Here is a 14,989-nt window from a genome sequence, read left to right as displayed (position 1 = left end):
ATGGGATAATCCCCCTTGCTTGAGGTTAGGGCCGGTTGGAAGTTGCACCTTCCTCCCGGCCTGATTTCTTGATATCATCATGATATGAGCGAATCAATATCTGATATCAAGAAATCCAAGAGGGGGCGCCCTAAGCGTGCGACTACTCCCATTATGGTTCGTGTGGATGAAGCGGAACTAACGTCCCTAGATGCATGGATTGCCCAGAACGGTCCTCCCTACGTGACGCGACCTGAGGCTATTAGGCGGTTGGTGCAATTAGGGCTCAATCATCCCAAAGATATTTAAATATTTGGAGAAATCTAATGGCAACCGAAACAAGAGTAGGAGAAATAAAGAAATCTTTCTGCGCCAGTTGTAATGGCGATAGAAACTGCAAAATAGAAGGTTTTCATCAAACAGTTTATTCAGAATATTATTTACTGTTAGAAGAGTTTTATATTCTGAAGTGTCAAGGGTGCGATTTTTGTTTTTTTATGAAAGAAACAATAACTGATGATGATTTAAGTCAAGATGAAATGACGGGAGAATATTATAGCAAGGGAACAAAAGAATATTTTCCATCGCAGTCTAAACGCGATATTCCTGCATGGCTAAAGACACACCAATCAAAAATAGAAAAAAATAATAAAAGAGAGTTGGTTTTTGAGTCTTTGCTAGAGGTTTACGGCGCACTTAATGCAAACTTACTCACATTCGCGTCGATAGGAATTAGAACCACTTTTGATATTGCATCGGAATACCTTGGGATTGATTCCTCTCTACCGTTTAAAACAAAAATAGAAATACTTAAAGAAAAGAATATGTTAAGGAACGGGGAAGAAAAAAGTATAAATATTTTAGTCGAAGCAGGAAATGCATCAGCTCATAGAGGATGGAAACCTGATTTTTCAGATATTAATACGGTAATGGATATCTTAGAGGAATTCATACATAGGGAGATTTTTTTGCCCGCACTCTCACAGGAGAGAAGGGAGAGGGAGCAAGACCTTCAGAAGCGAGTTCCGCCCAGACCAAAGCGCGCACCAAAAAGCTCTGAAGGAAAACCTTCACTTCCAGAAAAATCCCCTGTGTCGAAATGAAGGTGGTTTACAAAAAAGATTCAGGTTGACAAAATTTCTATAATGCCCAGATTAACGTGCAGAATTGAAATGCACGATGGCAGGCATGGGTATGGAACGAAAAACTCCTCAGGATTATCATCCCGATCTTACAGAAGAGCGGCTAATCATGCTTGCGCAAGCCATTGCCCAAGGACGCGCAAATGCTGTTATTCACCATATGCCTGAAATTGGAGATATCGGTTGGACGTTAGGCTCCAGAGGATTCACGTGTAGTCTTAAGGAAATCGCGGATCTCGCCGAAAGAGAAGATTGGCTTTCTCTAGAAGATGCAAGCCTCCATTTTGTGTTTAAAATCGGCGCTGCAACAGTAAGATTTTATAGAGGTGAACCTGATAAACCTAACCGCAGGACATTGCGGCGCACACATTCTGAAGTTTTGCAGGGGTCTTTTTTATTTCCTGAGGAAGATGATGATGTCATTTTCCGTATCGCTGTAGATACAGACGCAGAAGGATATGCTGACAACATTTATCTGGTCTGTTGCCGCGGAGAGGCGGTGGTACAAAACTGGATTATCCCATATAAAGAAGGCGCGGTCAGCATTCCGGTTGTTCTGGAAGATGTTGCCAAGTCGGAAGGTGTGGAGATACCACCTGCTCCTGTTGGCATTCCTGGCGAAGAGAAGAAACAGGACGACGCCTCTTAAACACGGTTTGAAAGCGCTTTTTCATGAGGATCAGGTGTTATGCAACGCTCTGAGAAACCATTCTCTGGCGGTCAGTTGCGCATAGCGCGTTTAGCAAATTGTTTTTCGTTGGATGAAATGGGGGAGAAGGTAGGCGTAACACGGCAATATATGCATCAACTGGAATCCGGGGCGAAGCTTCCTAATCAGGAAATGGAGGAAGCTTTGGCTGACGCTACCGGTGTGTTGTCACGTTTCTTCAGGCTTACTGATCTGGCACCATTGGTGCCGGAACAGTGTCATTTTCGGAAGCAATCTACGACGCCCCAGATGGTAAAAAGTCAGGCGCTTGCGCGCGGGACAGTTCTTGGGATGGTCGTTGATCGACTTGATACAATGCTTAGCCTGCCGCCTGTCTCGTTCCCCAATATTCCCGTTCAGAGTGCGGAAGATATTGAACGTGCAGCTGAGCAGTGCCGCATAGAGTGGGGATTGGGGCTTACTGGCCCTATCACCAACATCATACGTGTGGCTGAAAATTGTGGTGCGATTGTTAGTCACTTTGAGGGCGTATCTGAGCGTGTAGATGCTCTTTCAATGGATCGTAAACGGCCATTGATCTGCCGTAGTGAAGCTAAACCCGCGGCTTGCCGTTTGCGGTTTGATATTGCGCACGAAATTGGGCATCTGGTTATGCACCAAGGCGTGCAAACCGGAGATCGTGAAACCGAAGGTCAGGCCCATAGGTTTGCTGGAGCGTTGTTAATACCTAGGTCGGTTTTCGTGCGTGAGTTTCCAAGTGCAAGGTATCTCAACTGGCAAAAGCTGGAAGCTATGAAGCTGCGCTGGAAAGTTTCTTTGAGTGCCATCATTCGTCGTGCACACGATTTACAACTTATTGGGGCGGATCAGTATAAACGAGCCTACATTCATCTACGCAAAACCGGACAAAGCAAGATGGAACGGCATGATGATTACATCCAGCCGGAAGAACCAGAATTGCTTGAGAATGCACTCAATGTATTGGAAAACCATCAGAGTGGTTCTATCGCCAGATTGGCGGTTAGCACTGGATTGAAGAGCGAGATGTTTGAACTGGCAACAGGCCTTTCTATGCCTGCTGAAAAAATCCTTTCGACTCCGGAGAATGTCGTCAGCCTGTTTTGAGAAACCGATTACTTGACGCTTACCCCTAACTCACAGTAAACAGTCAAAATCTTTGAAGTCGTGTGTCCAACCGGGCTCACGGCTTTTTTTATGTCTCCAGAAAAGTGAAGAAGCATGAGCCATCATGAGCAGCGCGTCTGCCGTGGGGCCGTTGTGCTGCGCGGAAAATGGCCGGTCCTTGTGGTGGCTGTTCGCGGTGCGGTGTGCGCGGTGGTGCCACTGGCAGCGCCTTGCCTGCCGCATCACCGGGCAGATGTGCCGTTGGCGGGCTGCTCTGCGGTCCGTGGTTACATTGCCCGTTGCGGTGCGCCGGTTCTCGTCAGGGCAGGGAGCTTTGCCGGGATTCTCGGCATGGTCAGCACAGAGTGCCTGCGCCGGATGGATATCGCTCTGGCAGCGGAACACACGGCCCGCCAGTTAGAGCGCCTGCGTCCCGGTGTGGTCCGCTGCGCTCTGGCCCGCGGTTATCGCCCCGGCAGCAAGGGCCGCAAAATCGGCGGCGCACCCCACGCGGAATAACGGCCCCGCATGCCGGTGAAAACCGACATGATAACGCAGAGTTATCTGACACGGCCTATCTGGCGATGCGTCAGATAACCCGCAAACACCCCCTTAAACCCGTCAGATAACCGCAGTTATCTGACGCTTTTTGAGGGGTCAGAAAGACCCTATAACGTAGGAAATTCAAATGGTTAGCGGTGATCAGTCCAGATCGGCCGCGCCAGCAGTGCCAGATGAGCCGTTTGCGCCGGCCGATATCATGCTTGTCAGAACGTGGCTCCATAACCGCAGCCTGCACACGGCGCGAGCCTACCGCGCAGACGTCGCGGAGTTCGCCCGCTTCACCGGTAAGCCGATGGCTGAGGTGCAGCTTGCCGACCTTCAGGAGTGGCATGACAGCATGAGCAGCGCGTCCGACGCCACGCGACGGCGGCGCATGAGCGCGGTCAAATCCGTTCTCACACACGGCGCAAAGCTTGGCTTCCTGCCGCATGACGCGGGTGCCGCGTTCCGTCTGGAGCGCGGGCGCGACAGCCTGAACGAACGCATTCTTTCGCGTCCGCAGACGCTGGCCATGCTGGCGGCGGAGAAAGACCCGCGCCGTCACGCACTGCTGGCGCTTCTATATGGCACAGGCCTGCGGCTTTCCGAGGCGTGCGGTCTACGCTGGCGCGATATGACACGCCGCCAGTCGGGCGGCATTGCAACGATATTCGGCAAGGGCGGCAAGACCCGGCATGTCCAGGTCTCTGCGTCATTGTGGAAAGAGATCATGGCCGTGAAGGTCGATGGCGGGCCAGATGCGCCCGTAATCCCCGGCCATGATGGCGGTCCGCTCCACGTTCGCGCAGCACACCGCGTCGTGAAGCGGGCTGCGAAGCGTGCGGGATTGCCTGATGATGCATCAGCACACTGGCTCCGCCACGCTTTTGCGTCTCACCAGCTGGATGCCGGGCAGCCGGTCCATTGGGTGCAGGCGCAGCTTGGTCACAGTTCGCTGGCCACGACGACACGATACAGCCACGCCAACCCGGATGCGATTGGCGCGGATCTTCTGGCCTGACGCAACCGGCGCGGGCACACCTGACAATGACGGAGAACGACGATGCAAACCGTGCCTGACGGTTTCATGATGGACAGTCGCGGGCGGTTGGTACCGGAAGCGAACGTGCGCCCATCTGACAAGCTGCAAGACGAACTGGTGCGCCGCCTGCATGAGCAGGGTGACCCGGTGCGGCAGTTCATGCGGGATTTCAAGACGCTCTGCTTCACGGAAGTCCATGCGTTTCTTGAGCTGGTAGCCGACCAATACGGCACCAAGATCGGCGGCGAGAAAGGCAACGTCACGTTGTCGAGCTATGACGGCACGCTGCGCGTCACGGTGGCGGTCGGCAACTGTATTTCGTTCGGTCCAGAAATTCAGGCGGCCAAGAGCATCATTGATGGCTTGCTGACCCGGTGGTCTGAGGGTGCCAATGCCAACCTGAAAGCCATCGTGCTCGATGCGTTTGACGTTGGGCAGGCTGGCAAGCTGCAAGCCGCCAAGATCCTCGCATTGCGTCGTCTGGAAATTGATGACGAAGAGTGGCAGCGCGCCATGACTGCCATTTCCAACAGCGTGCGGCTGGACGTCACGAAGGACTATGTGCGCCTGCACAAACGCTCTGGCGCCGAAGCCAAGTGGGAGCTTGTGTCCTTCGACATGGCCAAGCTGGACACATGAGCCGCAAACAGGCGGTTCTGACGTGCCTGAAGCCGCTTGTTGGCGCTCTGGACACCAGCATAGCCAAAGAGCCACCGAAGCGCGCTGACGGATTTTATACCGGCCCTGAATGGCGTGCCCTGATGAAAGAGATCAGGGCAGAGCGGCCTAATTGCTGTGAGCGGTGCGGACGCACCGGCACGCGCCTGTTTGGGGACCATATCGTGGAACTGAAGGACGGTGGCGCACAGCTGGACAAACGGAACGTCCAGCTGCTCTGCGGCTCCTGCCACACGACCAAGACAGCGCGTGAGCGGGCAAAGCGAAACGCGGTGGAATACTGAAAAACGGCAGTTTTCCGCCATTTCTCAGAGGTATGCGCTCACATCATGCATAGCTGCCGCGCATGCGGCCAGCGGGTAGGGGGGAGTGTCAATCTTGAGACAGCATGAGGCACCTGAACCGCGCCAGTGCCACGCGTGAAAAATTTTCCGTTTCCAAGGTTTTGAAGTGCGCACTTTCAGCGCAAGGGGAGGGGCTGTTGGCCAGAAAATCCGCTATCAACTGGACAGCGGTCGAGACGGACTTTCGCGCTGGACGTCAATCAAACCGCCAGCTTTCGGAAAAATATGGCGTCTCTGAAAGTGCCATCCGCAAGCGCGCCAGTGCAGAGAAGTGGGTGCGCACCAAAGCGGGAAAAGTGCGCACTTCCACGCAAAGTGCGCACCATCCCGTGCGCACCACCGCGCCACCCCCCGAAAAGCCCCGCTCCAACCCGGCTGAACCTGCCGATCATCTCCTGACTGAGCGCATGGCGTCGCTTACGTCCCGCCTGCTCGGTGAGCTGGAGGATACAACGGCGCATCATGGGGAAATTGCCCAGGCGATTGAGACGGAAACGGCTGACGACAACAACGAGCGCCGCCGGAACGCCATGATGAAAGCCATCAGCACGAAAGACCGTGCAGAGACGCTGCGCACCCTGAAACAGATCCAGCAAATGGAGCAGGGCAAGGCTGGCAAAAAGGGTGTGAAGGAAGAGCGGAAAGAGGCAGCGGAAAAGGCGGCATCAGGCCGTTTTGCCCGCATGCCGTCCCCAAAGCTGGTTGTGAGTAATGGTAAGTGACGCGCCTAAAAAGCCTACGCGGGTCCGCCGTAAGGCCGCACCACGCAAGCGCGCACCAGCCGCCGAACCAGAGAAAACGTCTGCGCTGACGTGGACCACGGCCTGCCCGGACTGGGAAACACGCATTCAGGCCGGCGAAAGCCTAGTGCCCTGCAATCCGCTTTTTCCTGAGGCGGCAGAGCAGGGCATGGCGGTCTTCAATGCGCTCAAAATCGTGGATGTGCTGCACGAACCGACCATCGGCGAGTCCTGCCGGGACTGGCTGAAGGATTTCGCTGCGGCAATTTTCGGTTCCTATGACCCGGATACCGGCACGCGCCTGATTACAGAGTTCTTCCTGCTGGTCAGCAAGAAGAACACGAAATCGACCATTGCCGCTGGTGTGATGCTGACGGTGCTGATCCTGAACTGGCGGCAGTCTGCTGAGTTCTTGATTCTGGCACCCACGAAAGAGGCGGCTGACAACGCCTTCAAACCTGCGCGTGACATGATCCGGGCTGATCCGGATCTTGAAGCCCTGTTCCATGTGCAGGACTACACGAGGATCATCACGCACCGGGAAACCGGTGCCACGCTCAAGGTTGTTGCGGCTGACGGATCTTCCGTGGTCGGCAAGAAGGCCACCGGTATTCTGGTCGATGAACTGTGGGAGTTCGGTAAGAAACCCACGGCTGAAAACATGCTGATGGAAGCGACGGGCGGTATTGCCTCGCGTCCGGAAGGGTTCGTGATCTACCTCAGCACACAGGCGGATGAAGAGCCCGCCGGGGTATTCAAGAGTCGTCTGGACTATGCCCGGTCAGTGCGGGACGGAAAGATCAGCGCACCCCGGTTCCTACCGGTCATCTATGAGTTTCCTCAGTCCGTGCTGGACGAAAAGGGCCAGCATGACCCGGATAACTGGTACATTACCAACCCCAATCTCGGGGTGTCTGTGTCAGAGGAGTTCCTGAGCGACAAATATGCGCAGGCCAAAGAGGCCGGGGAAGGTGTTCTTCGGGTCTGGATGGCCAAGCACCTGAATGTTCAGGTCGGTCTGTCCCTGCGGGAAAAAGCATGGGCCGGGGCCAAATACTGGGAACGGCGCGGCAATAAGGTGCTGACACTGGACCTGCTGAAGGACCGTTCTGACGTAATTGTCTGCGGCATTGATGGCGGCGGTCTGGACGATTTTCTTTCTCTGGCTGTGTTGGGCCGGGACGAGGAAGTTGGAGACTGGCTGCACTGGCAGCGCAGTTGGGTTTTCCATGATGTGCTGAAGGACAGAAAGGAAGAGGCCCCGCGGTATCTGGATTTCGAGAAAGAGGGCGACCTCATCATCCTTAAGGAAATGCGGGAAGACAACCAGCAGTTGGCGGATCTGGTGAAAGAGATCGACCAGACAGGCAAGCTTTGCATGGTCGGCCTGGACCCGGCCGGGGTGGCGGAAATTGTCTTTGCTCTGCATGGGGCGGGCATTGAACAGGAGCGCATCGTCGGGATCAGTCAGGGCTGGAAAATGACCGGTTCCATCAAGACGCTGGAACGCAAGCTGGCGGATGGCACGTTCTCTCACGGGGCGCGGCCCATCATGGCGTGGGCCGTAGGGAACGCAAAGGCGCAGGCCAAGGGCAACAATGTGGAAATCACCAAGCAGTTGGCCGGTGGCAAGAAAATTGACCCGCTTATGGCACTGTTTGACGCAGTCGCCTGCATGGCCCGCAACCCGGAGCCGCCTAAGCGCAGCATTTATGACAGGGAGGAGTTATGGGAGTCCTGAACAGGCTGTTCGGCACACAGGCCCCACGCATGGAGCGCAGAGAGCCGACCTTTCAGGCTGCTGGCAACCCCGAAGATCCGACCACGCCTTTGACGGAGATCCCGAGCTGGTCAGAGTGGCTCGGCTGTGGCGGGGAGCATCAGGACTGGGCACCGCGTGTGACAGAGCAGACGGCAATGGCCTGCTCAGCCGTCTATCGGTGCGTGACGCTGGAAGCCGGGGTGATTGCAGGCCTGCCACTGAAAATCTGGAAGCGGGAGAAAGACGGTCAGCGGGTGGAACAGCCAAACCACCGGCTGGCTCCCTTGCTGAACGTCATTCCCTATCAGGGCCGGTCTCTGACGGCTTTTGCGTGGCGGGAGCTATGGGGCATCAATGTCCTGCTGTCCGGCAACCATTTCAGTGCCATCCGGTATGACGGCGCGGGCAGGGTGGTCGGGTTTGAGTGCTTCCAGCCATGGCAGGTGCAGGTGGTGCGACTGCCCAGTATCCGGGGCGTGAATTTCTATGTCTGCACCCATTTGGATGGAACGACGGAAACCTTCACGCAGGATGAAATGCTGCACATTCCCGGCCCCGGCTTTGACGGGATCAAGGGTTTGTCCCGCATTCAGGCCTTTGCGCGGGGTTCCATCGGTCTGGCGCGCACGATGGAAGAGCGCACCGGCCGCATGCACCAGAATGCAGCGCTCCCCAGCGGGGTGATGCAGGTTCCGGACAAAATGAGCGATCCGGCCTTCCGCCGGATGCAGGCGCAGCTCAAACAGAACTATGCGGGTGTGAGCAACTGGGGCCGCACGATTATTGTGGATGAAGGGGCAAAATACACCCCGTTCCAGCTCAGCCCGCAGGATCTGCAAACCATTGAGGCGCGGGGGTATCAGGTGGCGGATATTTCCCGCTTTTTTGGTGTCCCGCTCCATCTGCTGAACCAGACGGAGAAAACGACATCATGGGGCACCGGCCTTTCTGAAAACACGCTGGCCTACCTGATTTTCACGCTGGATGCGGACCTGAAGCGGATTGAGGCGGAGCTGAACGCCAAGCTGTTTGCTGGGTCTTCCTGCTATGCCGAGTTTGACCGCGAAGGCCTGCTCTCCATGGACCCGCTGAAGGCGGCTCAGGTCACGGCTCAGGAAATCAGCAGCGGGCAGATTACCATTAACGAAGGGCGGGCCAAGCGGAGCCGGCCGCCGGTTCCGGGGGGTGATACCGTGCTGGTCAACAGCACGAACGTCCCGCTGGAGCAGCAGGCGGTGAGGCCGCAGGGCCCGCCAACACCGAACGACTGAAAATGACGAAGCCCCCGGCTGTGGAAGCAGCGCGGGGGCTTCTTTTATCCACCCCTGAAGACAGCAGGAATGAACGTGGCAGAGTATAAAGCTGAACGGGTACGCTTGTACATGAAAAACATTACAAATTTTGGCTTCGATTGCACCGGTATAAAGAGTGGGTGGCTGGTGTTTTGCCTTGGGCTTTCCACTCTTATTTTGGCGCTGTCGGTTCTGGTTCTGGCGTGTTGCCCGATGATGAAGGTTGTGGTGCCTGTGATTGCGCAACAGCATCCCGCTGTGATTGATCGGTAAAATCCATTGCCCGAATGTGAAGGTTTGCGCGCAGAACTTTTTCAAGCAATCGGAAGCGCTCTGCTCCCTCTGTTAAAACCATTTCAGTATAAGGCGTGTCAATTATAGCATATGGGTTTTCAAAAATATTTACTTTTTCTTCGCAGCAATAAGACAACAAAAGAAGAAGTGAAGAAAATGATTTATATAAATCCTCACTAATAAATATACTTTTTTTCTGTATAAGGAATATTGCATTATCTACATTATCATTACATCTCTCAAGTTCTTTTTCCTTGGATCTTTTAACTACCATTTCTATTTTTGATTCAGTGTCTAATTGTTCCAACAATTCAATTTCGTCTTGAGTAAAATCAAAATCAAAATCAAAATCAAATTTAGATTTTATGCTAATATTTCCCGTTTTTTTGTTTATTGATACTGATATCTTCGTGTCTTGGCAAAGATTAAATGTCGATTGGCAAGCCTTTTGAATAGCATTCCAGCATTCAATACAGGCATCATATTCATGCTCATTGGACCGTGTTCTTCTATCCTGTATTTGAGATGTAACCGTTTTAAACATCTCAAATTTTTGCTGAATCTCATTCTGGTAGTTTGCAGCCTTTTCTTGCAGTTCAGCTCTATAAGCTTCTAATTGCTGATTAAACCCATGAGAAACTCTATTTTGAATCCAATTCAAAAACCAATTTTTCGTCACAAAGGCAATGATTAAACCGAAAGACAGAATGGCCGCCGTTGTTAACGAAGCAGTCTTCCAAGTTTCTTGATGAACGATATCGATAACAGATTGTTTTATTTCGTTTGGGCTCATGAAGGTTTTTGCTCAGATGCAAGGCCTAACTGGATTAGACGTCTTATGGCTTCGGCGCGCGTGACACCGTTAGCATCAGCCCATGCGTCAACGGCACGGACTAAAGGCATCTCTGCCCTTGACCTTAACTGCTCACTTTCGACAGGAGGCCGACCAATACGTTTCTTTTTAGGCTCATTAAGTGTTGACATGGTGATTTTATAGGCTCAAAAAAAGCGAGAGGCAAGCGGCCTTGACCACCGCAAGCCTCTCTAACCATAAGCAGGGAGATTACCCCATGCCTAAGGCTAACGCCTTATCTAACACACAACGGCGTTGTGTGCTTGCTGGAATCATGAGCGCCCCTCTACTGGCTGGCACGCCCACTGTAGCAGCCGCTCAGCAGGACGATGGCCCGCTTTTTGCCTGCCATCAGCGGTTTCAGGCTGCGTATTCTGCGGCACGCGCCATGAGCAACCAGCCAGAGCCAGCCTGCAACACGCCGGAAGCCGATGCTTATGAGGCCCGGTTTGATGCGCTGGTGCTGGAAGAGTGTGATCGTCTGGAAGAACTGGCGGCTATTCCGGCTTTTACCCCGCAGGGGAAACGGCTGAAGGCTGAAATTATCCTGGCACTTCTGCCGGAGCATCTACGCTATAACGAACAGGACGGAGAAACGCAGCTTGTTCTCTCACTGGCGCGGGATCTGGTGCGGGAGAAGGAAGCATGAGTTCCGTAATCCCGTTCAGCTTTGAAGAGCATGATGTTCGTGTCGTCACTTCTGAAGATCAGCCGTGGTTCGTTCTGGCAGATATTTGTGGCGTATTGGAAATTGCCAACCCCACACGGGCTGCAAATCGTCTGGAACCAGATGAACACGCCCTTCATAGTATGAAGGGGGCGGATAACAGGATTAGAGAAACGACCATCATCAACGAAAGCGGTCTCTACGCTCTTATCCTCACCAGCCGCAAAGCCGCCGCCAAACGTTTCCGCAAGTGGGTGACAGGGGAGGTGCTGCCCGCCATCCGCAAAACAGGCGGATACATGGCGGCCGCGCCAGAAGAAACGCCGGAAGAACTGGCGCTCCGGGCCATGACCATCCTGCAAGCCACGGTGGAGCGGCAGAAAATGCAACTGGCCGAGGTCCAGCCCAAGGCCGAAGCGCATGACCGGCTTGCGGGAACAGAAGGGAGCATCAGCATTACGGAAGCCGCCAAATTGCTACAGGTCAGGCCGAAAGACCTGTTTGCATGGCTTTCCTGCAACGGCTGGATTTACCGCAGGCCGGGTAACACCAACTGGCTTGGCTATTCCAGCCACACCACCAGCGGAGATCTGGTCCACAAAGTCACCACCGTTCTCAAGCCAGATGGCTCGGAACGTGTGGCGGAACAGGTGCGCATTACGCCAAAGGGTTTAACCAAACTGGCAAAACTTATGCCAGAACGGTTGAGCGCCGTGGCGTGATGTAAAAGGTAAGCTGCCCGTCAGGGAGTTGTTACGGCGGGCAGCTTGTTGAATGTCACACGGTCACCATCGTTTGTTACCCATATTGAATGGCTATCTTGCACACCTAGAGTAATCAGTTCATTTTTGTAGTTTTTAACCACACAAACTCTGTTATCATGGGCTACCAAATCTTCCATTTTAAATGGATCGCATGGATTTGATGTGGTTTTGTCTAAGTAATTAATAAAAGTAATAGTTGTTATTTTTTTTGGACCATCTGACATATACTCTTTTGGCCAAATTTTCATTACATATTTTGTTCCGGGATTCAGGAGGTTTGCATTAATGCTTAACGGATCCTTATTGCGTCTCATGATTTTACTTTCAAAAAAACAGAACACCAATTTTCTCGCATATTTAAGATAATTTTTTCTTACTAAATTTGCATAGGTGTTTTGCAAATCTAAAAGTTTAACCACACAAGCCGAAAAATAGGACATCCTGCATGTATCGCTACAATGCACAGGGCGCACGGTTTTCCAGCCGTGCGCTTTTGGCGTACGCCCAGACCGGGCTGGCGCAAACGCTGGACGTGCGGCCGCGGGCCGCCAGTCAGCCAGCAGAACTCCTGCTGTATGATGAAATCGGGCTGTGGGGCGTCACCGCCAAAGCCTTCACGCAGGCTCTGGCCACAGCCGGGCCCGGGCCGCTTACGCTCCGCATCAACAGCCCCGGCGGGGATGTGTTTGATGGGCTGGCGATGTTCTCCGCCCTCAACCAGCATGATGGCCCGGTGACTGTCGTTGTGGATGGGCTGGCGGCCTCGGCAGCCTCCTTCCTTGCGCTGGCAGGAAACACCATCAGCATGGCCCCCAACGCCTTCCTGATGATCCATAACGCATGGGGCGTCGTGGTCGGCAACAAAGGCGACATGACGGACACGGCAGGCGTCCTGACCAAAATCGACGGGCAGCTTGCCAGCCTCTACGCCCAGAAAACAGGGCAGGGGACGGATGCCATCGCCCAGATGATGGATGCCGAAACGTGGTTTACGGCACAGGAAGCGAAGGATGCCGGGTTTATCGACACCATCCTGCCTGCCAGCCAGAACAAGGCTGCTCCCACGCTGAAAGCTGGGGTTTTTGAACACCAGCCGCAGCCGCCCACAAACACTCTTTCCGTTCCGGACATTGCGGCCCGCCGCCGCACGCTCCGACTGGCCGAAGCCGAAGGCTGACGCCTCTTTCATTCCCTCACCGGAGACAATTTGATGACATCTAAGGAACTGCGCGCCAAACGGGCGAAGCTGATTGAAGACGCACGCGCCCTGACCAACGGCGAGAGCATGACGGCCGAACAGGTCACCCAGTTTGATGCCATGATGGGTGAAGCCAGCCAGATCATGGACCAGATCACCCGCATGGAGCAGGCGGACAACGCCGCCAGAACGCTGGCTGAAGGCATTGCGGCCCGTGCAGAAGCAGGTGGCGTCAGCGCGGATCAGCAGGAAAGCGAAGAACGTCAGCAGGAGCGCGTGTTTGTCGCGTGGCTGCGGGGCGGCATTGAGGCTCTGAGCGGGGAAGACCGCGCTTTTGCCATGCGCCGTGTGCAGGCCTATCAGGCCAGTTTTCAGAATGCGGGCGATATGGGCACCGCAACAGGCCCCGGTGGTGGATACCTCGTTCCGCCTGCCTTTGCCGGGCAACTGCTTGTTGCGCTGAAGGACTATTTCACGGCGCTCAATCTGTTCGACATGATCGAAACCAGCACCGGTGCGGATCTGCCGTGGCCGACCAATGATGATACGGCCCGCCGCGCCAAAATCATTGGCGAAAACCAGCAGATCAGTACGGGCGATATGCAGTTCGGGCAGGTCAGCCTGAAAGCCTTCCTGTATGCGACCGACGCCATTCTGGTGCCGTGGACGCTGTTTCAGGACAGCTTCATGGATCTGGACGGCTTCATTCGTAACGCCATTGCCACCGCCTTTGGCCGCACTCTGGCGGATGACCTGACAACCGGAACCGGCGTCGGCATGCCGCAGGGCGTTCTGACCGGTGCCGCCGCAGGCCCCACCTCCAAAGGTTCGGATCTGATCTATGATGATTTTGTAGAGCTGATTCACAGCGTGGACCGCGCCTACCGCACCGGGGCCACGTTCATGATGAACGATAACACCACCAAGGCCCTGCACCTGCTGAAAGACCAGATCGGCCGCCCGCTGTGGGTGCCCAGCCTTGTCACCGGGATGCCGGACACGTTTGCCGGGTATCCTGTTACGGTCAATGAGAGCATGCCGGACATTGCCGCCGGTGCCACGCCCATCCTGTTCGGCAACCTCAAGAACTACAAGTTCCGCATGGTGAAGCAGGTTTCCGTGGTGCGCCTGAATGAGCGGTATGCGGATTATCTCCAGACTGGGTACTTCGGCTATGCGCGCTTTGGTGGTGGCCTGCCGACGGCAGCCGCGCCCCTCAAAAAGCTGGTCATGGCTGCCAAAGCAGGGGGCTGATAATCCATGATCAGCCTCGCTCTTGATGGTCCTGCCGATGCGGTCCCGCTGGCCCTGCTGGCGGACCTCAAGGCGGATCTGAGTATCATGGATGACAGCAGCGATGCGCGCCTGACGCGCCTCCTGCTGGATGCCTCCAGTATGGCGCTGGCCTATATCGGCCAGCCCATCCTTTCCGGCCTGTGGACGGAAGAGATTGTGATCGAACGGCCGGACAGGCTGAAGCAGATTGTTCTCTCTGCTCGTCCGCTTCTTTCGATCCAGAGCCTGACACGCAACGGCACGGACTGGACCGCAGACCAGATCAAGGGCCTCGTCATTGATCGCAAGGCGGGTCTGCTGTCCTGTTCTTATGCAGGGTGGCACCACTGGAAGTTCGGGGAATATGCCCTGACATATGAAGCCGGATATGTGCCGCCCTCAGTTGCAGCAGACGGTACCGTGCAGGCTGGCACGCTGCCGCCTGTCATCAGCCGGGCGGTGATCCTGACAGCCTCAGCGCTATGGGCAGCGGGAGACCGAGATCCAAACCTGAAATCGGAAAGCGTGCAGGGTGTCGGTTCGACCAGTTGGGCAACGGCGTCCGGAACCGGTGGCATGCCGCAGAGTGCTGCGGACATGCTGGCACCGTTCAGGGGGTGA

At 54.7% G+C, this 14,989-nt stretch carries 17 protein-coding genes; 15 read left to right on the top strand and 2 right to left on the bottom strand.

Annotated elements, in window-relative coordinates; translation table 11 throughout:
* The first annotated feature begins 305 nt into the window (after window positions 1–305).
* The 10 genes from JK199_RS06170 to JK199_RS06125 all read left to right on the top strand — a co-directional run bounded on the left by JK199_RS06170 (window position 306) and on the right by JK199_RS06125 (window position 9,296).
* Window positions 306–1,082: a DUF4145 domain-containing protein gene (locus JK199_RS06170; RefSeq protein WP_212374557.1), complete on the top strand. Its 777-nt coding sequence runs from the start codon at window positions 306–308 to the stop codon at window positions 1,080–1,082.
* Window positions 1,083–1,173: 91 nt separating this feature from the next.
* On the top strand, window positions 1,174–1,770 hold the full coding sequence (locus JK199_RS06165) for a hypothetical protein (RefSeq protein ID WP_212374555.1): 597 nt from the start codon (window positions 1,174–1,176) through the stop codon (window positions 1,768–1,770).
* 39 nt (window positions 1,771–1,809) lie between these two features.
* Window positions 1,810–2,916: an XRE family transcriptional regulator gene (locus JK199_RS06160; RefSeq protein WP_212374553.1), complete on the top strand. Its 1,107-nt coding sequence runs from the start codon at window positions 1,810–1,812 to the stop codon at window positions 2,914–2,916.
* A 114-nt stretch (window positions 2,917–3,030) separates the two neighbouring features.
* On the top strand, window positions 3,031–3,435 hold the full coding sequence (locus JK199_RS06155; RefSeq protein WP_212374552.1) for a hypothetical protein: 405 nt from the start codon (window positions 3,031–3,033) through the stop codon (window positions 3,433–3,435).
* A 169-nt stretch (window positions 3,436–3,604) separates the two neighbouring features.
* Window positions 3,605–4,480, top strand: a complete 876-nt coding sequence (locus JK199_RS06150) for a tyrosine-type recombinase/integrase (protein ID WP_212374550.1) — start codon at window positions 3,605–3,607, stop codon at window positions 4,478–4,480.
* 42 nt (window positions 4,481–4,522) lie between these two features.
* Window positions 4,523–5,140, top strand: a complete 618-nt coding sequence (locus JK199_RS06145; protein ID WP_086654884.1) for a DUF3164 family protein — start codon at window positions 4,523–4,525, stop codon at window positions 5,138–5,140.
* Window positions 5,137–5,463 (top strand): HNH endonuclease signature motif containing protein, encoded by a 327-nt coding sequence (locus tag JK199_RS06140; protein WP_212374548.1) that lies wholly within the window; start codon window positions 5,137–5,139, stop codon window positions 5,461–5,463. The genes JK199_RS06145 and JK199_RS06140 overlap by 4 nt, the downstream gene beginning before the upstream one ends.
* 197 nt (window positions 5,464–5,660) lie before the next feature.
* On the top strand, window positions 5,661–6,245 hold the full coding sequence (locus JK199_RS06135; RefSeq protein WP_212374546.1) for a terminase: 585 nt from the start codon (window positions 5,661–5,663) through the stop codon (window positions 6,243–6,245).
* Window positions 6,235–8,004, top strand: coding sequence for a terminase large subunit (locus JK199_RS06130; RefSeq protein ID WP_212374544.1), 1,770 nt, complete (start codon window positions 6,235–6,237; stop codon window positions 8,002–8,004). The genes JK199_RS06135 and JK199_RS06130 overlap by 11 nt, the downstream gene beginning before the upstream one ends.
* A complete protein-coding gene (locus JK199_RS06125; RefSeq protein WP_212374542.1) occupies window positions 7,992–9,296 on the top strand; it encodes a phage portal protein in 1,305 nt (434 codons plus the stop codon). Before JK199_RS06130 ends, JK199_RS06125 begins: the two co-directional genes overlap by 13 nt.
* Before the next feature lie 193 nt (window positions 9,297–9,489).
* Here JK199_RS06125 and JK199_RS06120 read toward each other — a convergent pair whose 3' ends face one another.
* Window positions 9,490–10,404, bottom strand: coding sequence for a hypothetical protein (locus JK199_RS06120; protein ID WP_212374540.1), 915 nt, complete (start codon window positions 10,402–10,404; stop codon window positions 9,490–9,492).
* 334 nt (window positions 10,405–10,738) lie between these two features.
* Here JK199_RS06120 and JK199_RS06115 point away from each other — a divergent pair, with 334 nt between their 5' ends.
* On the top strand, window positions 10,739–11,113 hold the full coding sequence (locus JK199_RS06115) for a hypothetical protein (protein ID WP_212374539.1): 375 nt from the start codon (window positions 10,739–10,741) through the stop codon (window positions 11,111–11,113).
* Complete coding sequence (locus JK199_RS06110; protein ID WP_212374537.1) at window positions 11,110–11,853, top strand: phage antirepressor KilAC domain-containing protein; 744 nt, start codon at window positions 11,110–11,112, stop codon at window positions 11,851–11,853. Before JK199_RS06115 ends, JK199_RS06110 begins: the two co-directional genes overlap by 4 nt.
* Before the next feature lie 20 nt (window positions 11,854–11,873).
* Here the strand turns inward: JK199_RS06110 and JK199_RS06105 are convergent, their stop codons facing one another.
* Window positions 11,874–12,335: a hypothetical protein gene (locus JK199_RS06105; RefSeq protein WP_212374536.1), complete on the bottom strand. Its 462-nt coding sequence runs from the start codon at window positions 12,333–12,335 to the stop codon at window positions 11,874–11,876.
* Window positions 12,336–12,340: 5 nt separating this feature from the next.
* On the opposite strand from JK199_RS06105, the gene JK199_RS06100 reads away from it, so the two are divergent.
* Genes JK199_RS06100 through JK199_RS06090 form a run of 3 tightly spaced genes read left to right on the top strand, consistent with a single transcriptional unit; the run spans window position 12,341 to window position 14,989 of the window.
* Complete coding sequence (locus JK199_RS06100; RefSeq protein ID WP_212374534.1) at window positions 12,341–13,072, top strand: head maturation protease, ClpP-related; 732 nt, start codon at window positions 12,341–12,343, stop codon at window positions 13,070–13,072.
* 33 nt (window positions 13,073–13,105) lie between these two features.
* Window positions 13,106–14,347: a phage major capsid protein gene (locus JK199_RS06095; RefSeq protein ID WP_212374532.1), complete on the top strand. Its 1,242-nt coding sequence runs from the start codon at window positions 13,106–13,108 to the stop codon at window positions 14,345–14,347.
* Between the two features lie 6 nt (window positions 14,348–14,353).
* A complete protein-coding gene (locus JK199_RS06090; protein WP_212374530.1) occupies window positions 14,354–14,989 on the top strand; it encodes a head-tail connector protein in 636 nt (211 codons plus the stop codon).

Origin of the sequence: Acetobacter persici, from assembly GCF_018256955.1 — a bacterium.
Taxonomy (GTDB): domain Bacteria; phylum Pseudomonadota; class Alphaproteobacteria; order Acetobacterales; family Acetobacteraceae; genus Acetobacter; species Acetobacter persici.
This window is presented reverse-complemented; position numbering and strand designations above follow the sequence as displayed.

Bases quoted from the DNA above. Each gene is read 5' to 3' on its own strand.
- JK199_RS06155 (WP_212374552.1), top strand. From the start codon at position 3,031: ATGAGCCATCATGAGCAGCGCGTCTGCCGTGGGGCCGTTGTGCTGCGC.
- JK199_RS06130 (WP_212374544.1), top strand. From the start codon at position 6,235: ATGGTAAGTGACGCGCCTAAAAAGCCTACGCGGGTCCGCCGTAAGGCC.
- JK199_RS06115 (WP_212374539.1), top strand. From the start codon at position 10,739: ATGAGCGCCCCTCTACTGGCTGGCACGCCCACTGTAGCAGCCGCTCAG.
- JK199_RS06140 (WP_212374548.1), top strand. From the start codon at position 5,137: ATGAGCCGCAAACAGGCGGTTCTGACGTGCCTGAAGCCGCTTGTTGGC.
- JK199_RS06105 (WP_212374536.1), bottom strand. From the start codon at position 12,335: ATGTCCTATTTTTCGGCTTGTGTGGTTAAACTTTTAGATTTGCAAAAC.
- JK199_RS06165 (WP_212374555.1), top strand. From the start codon at position 1,174: ATGGAACGAAAAACTCCTCAGGATTATCATCCCGATCTTACAGAAGAG.
- JK199_RS06125 (WP_212374542.1), top strand. From the start codon at position 7,992: ATGGGAGTCCTGAACAGGCTGTTCGGCACACAGGCCCCACGCATGGAG.
- JK199_RS06120 (WP_212374540.1), bottom strand. From the start codon at position 10,404: ATGAGCCCAAACGAAATAAAACAATCTGTTATCGATATCGTTCATCAA.
- JK199_RS06100 (WP_212374534.1), top strand. From the start codon at position 12,341: ATGTATCGCTACAATGCACAGGGCGCACGGTTTTCCAGCCGTGCGCTT.
- JK199_RS06095 (WP_212374532.1), top strand. From the start codon at position 13,106: ATGACATCTAAGGAACTGCGCGCCAAACGGGCGAAGCTGATTGAAGAC.
- JK199_RS06090 (WP_212374530.1), top strand. From the start codon at position 14,354: ATGATCAGCCTCGCTCTTGATGGTCCTGCCGATGCGGTCCCGCTGGCC.
- JK199_RS06110 (WP_212374537.1), top strand. From the start codon at position 11,110: ATGAGTTCCGTAATCCCGTTCAGCTTTGAAGAGCATGATGTTCGTGTC.
- JK199_RS06145 (WP_086654884.1), top strand. From the start codon at position 4,523: ATGCAAACCGTGCCTGACGGTTTCATGATGGACAGTCGCGGGCGGTTG.
- JK199_RS06150 (WP_212374550.1), top strand. From the start codon at position 3,605: ATGGTTAGCGGTGATCAGTCCAGATCGGCCGCGCCAGCAGTGCCAGAT.
- JK199_RS06170 (WP_212374557.1), top strand. From the start codon at position 306: ATGGCAACCGAAACAAGAGTAGGAGAAATAAAGAAATCTTTCTGCGCC.
- JK199_RS06160 (WP_212374553.1), top strand. From the start codon at position 1,810: ATGCAACGCTCTGAGAAACCATTCTCTGGCGGTCAGTTGCGCATAGCG.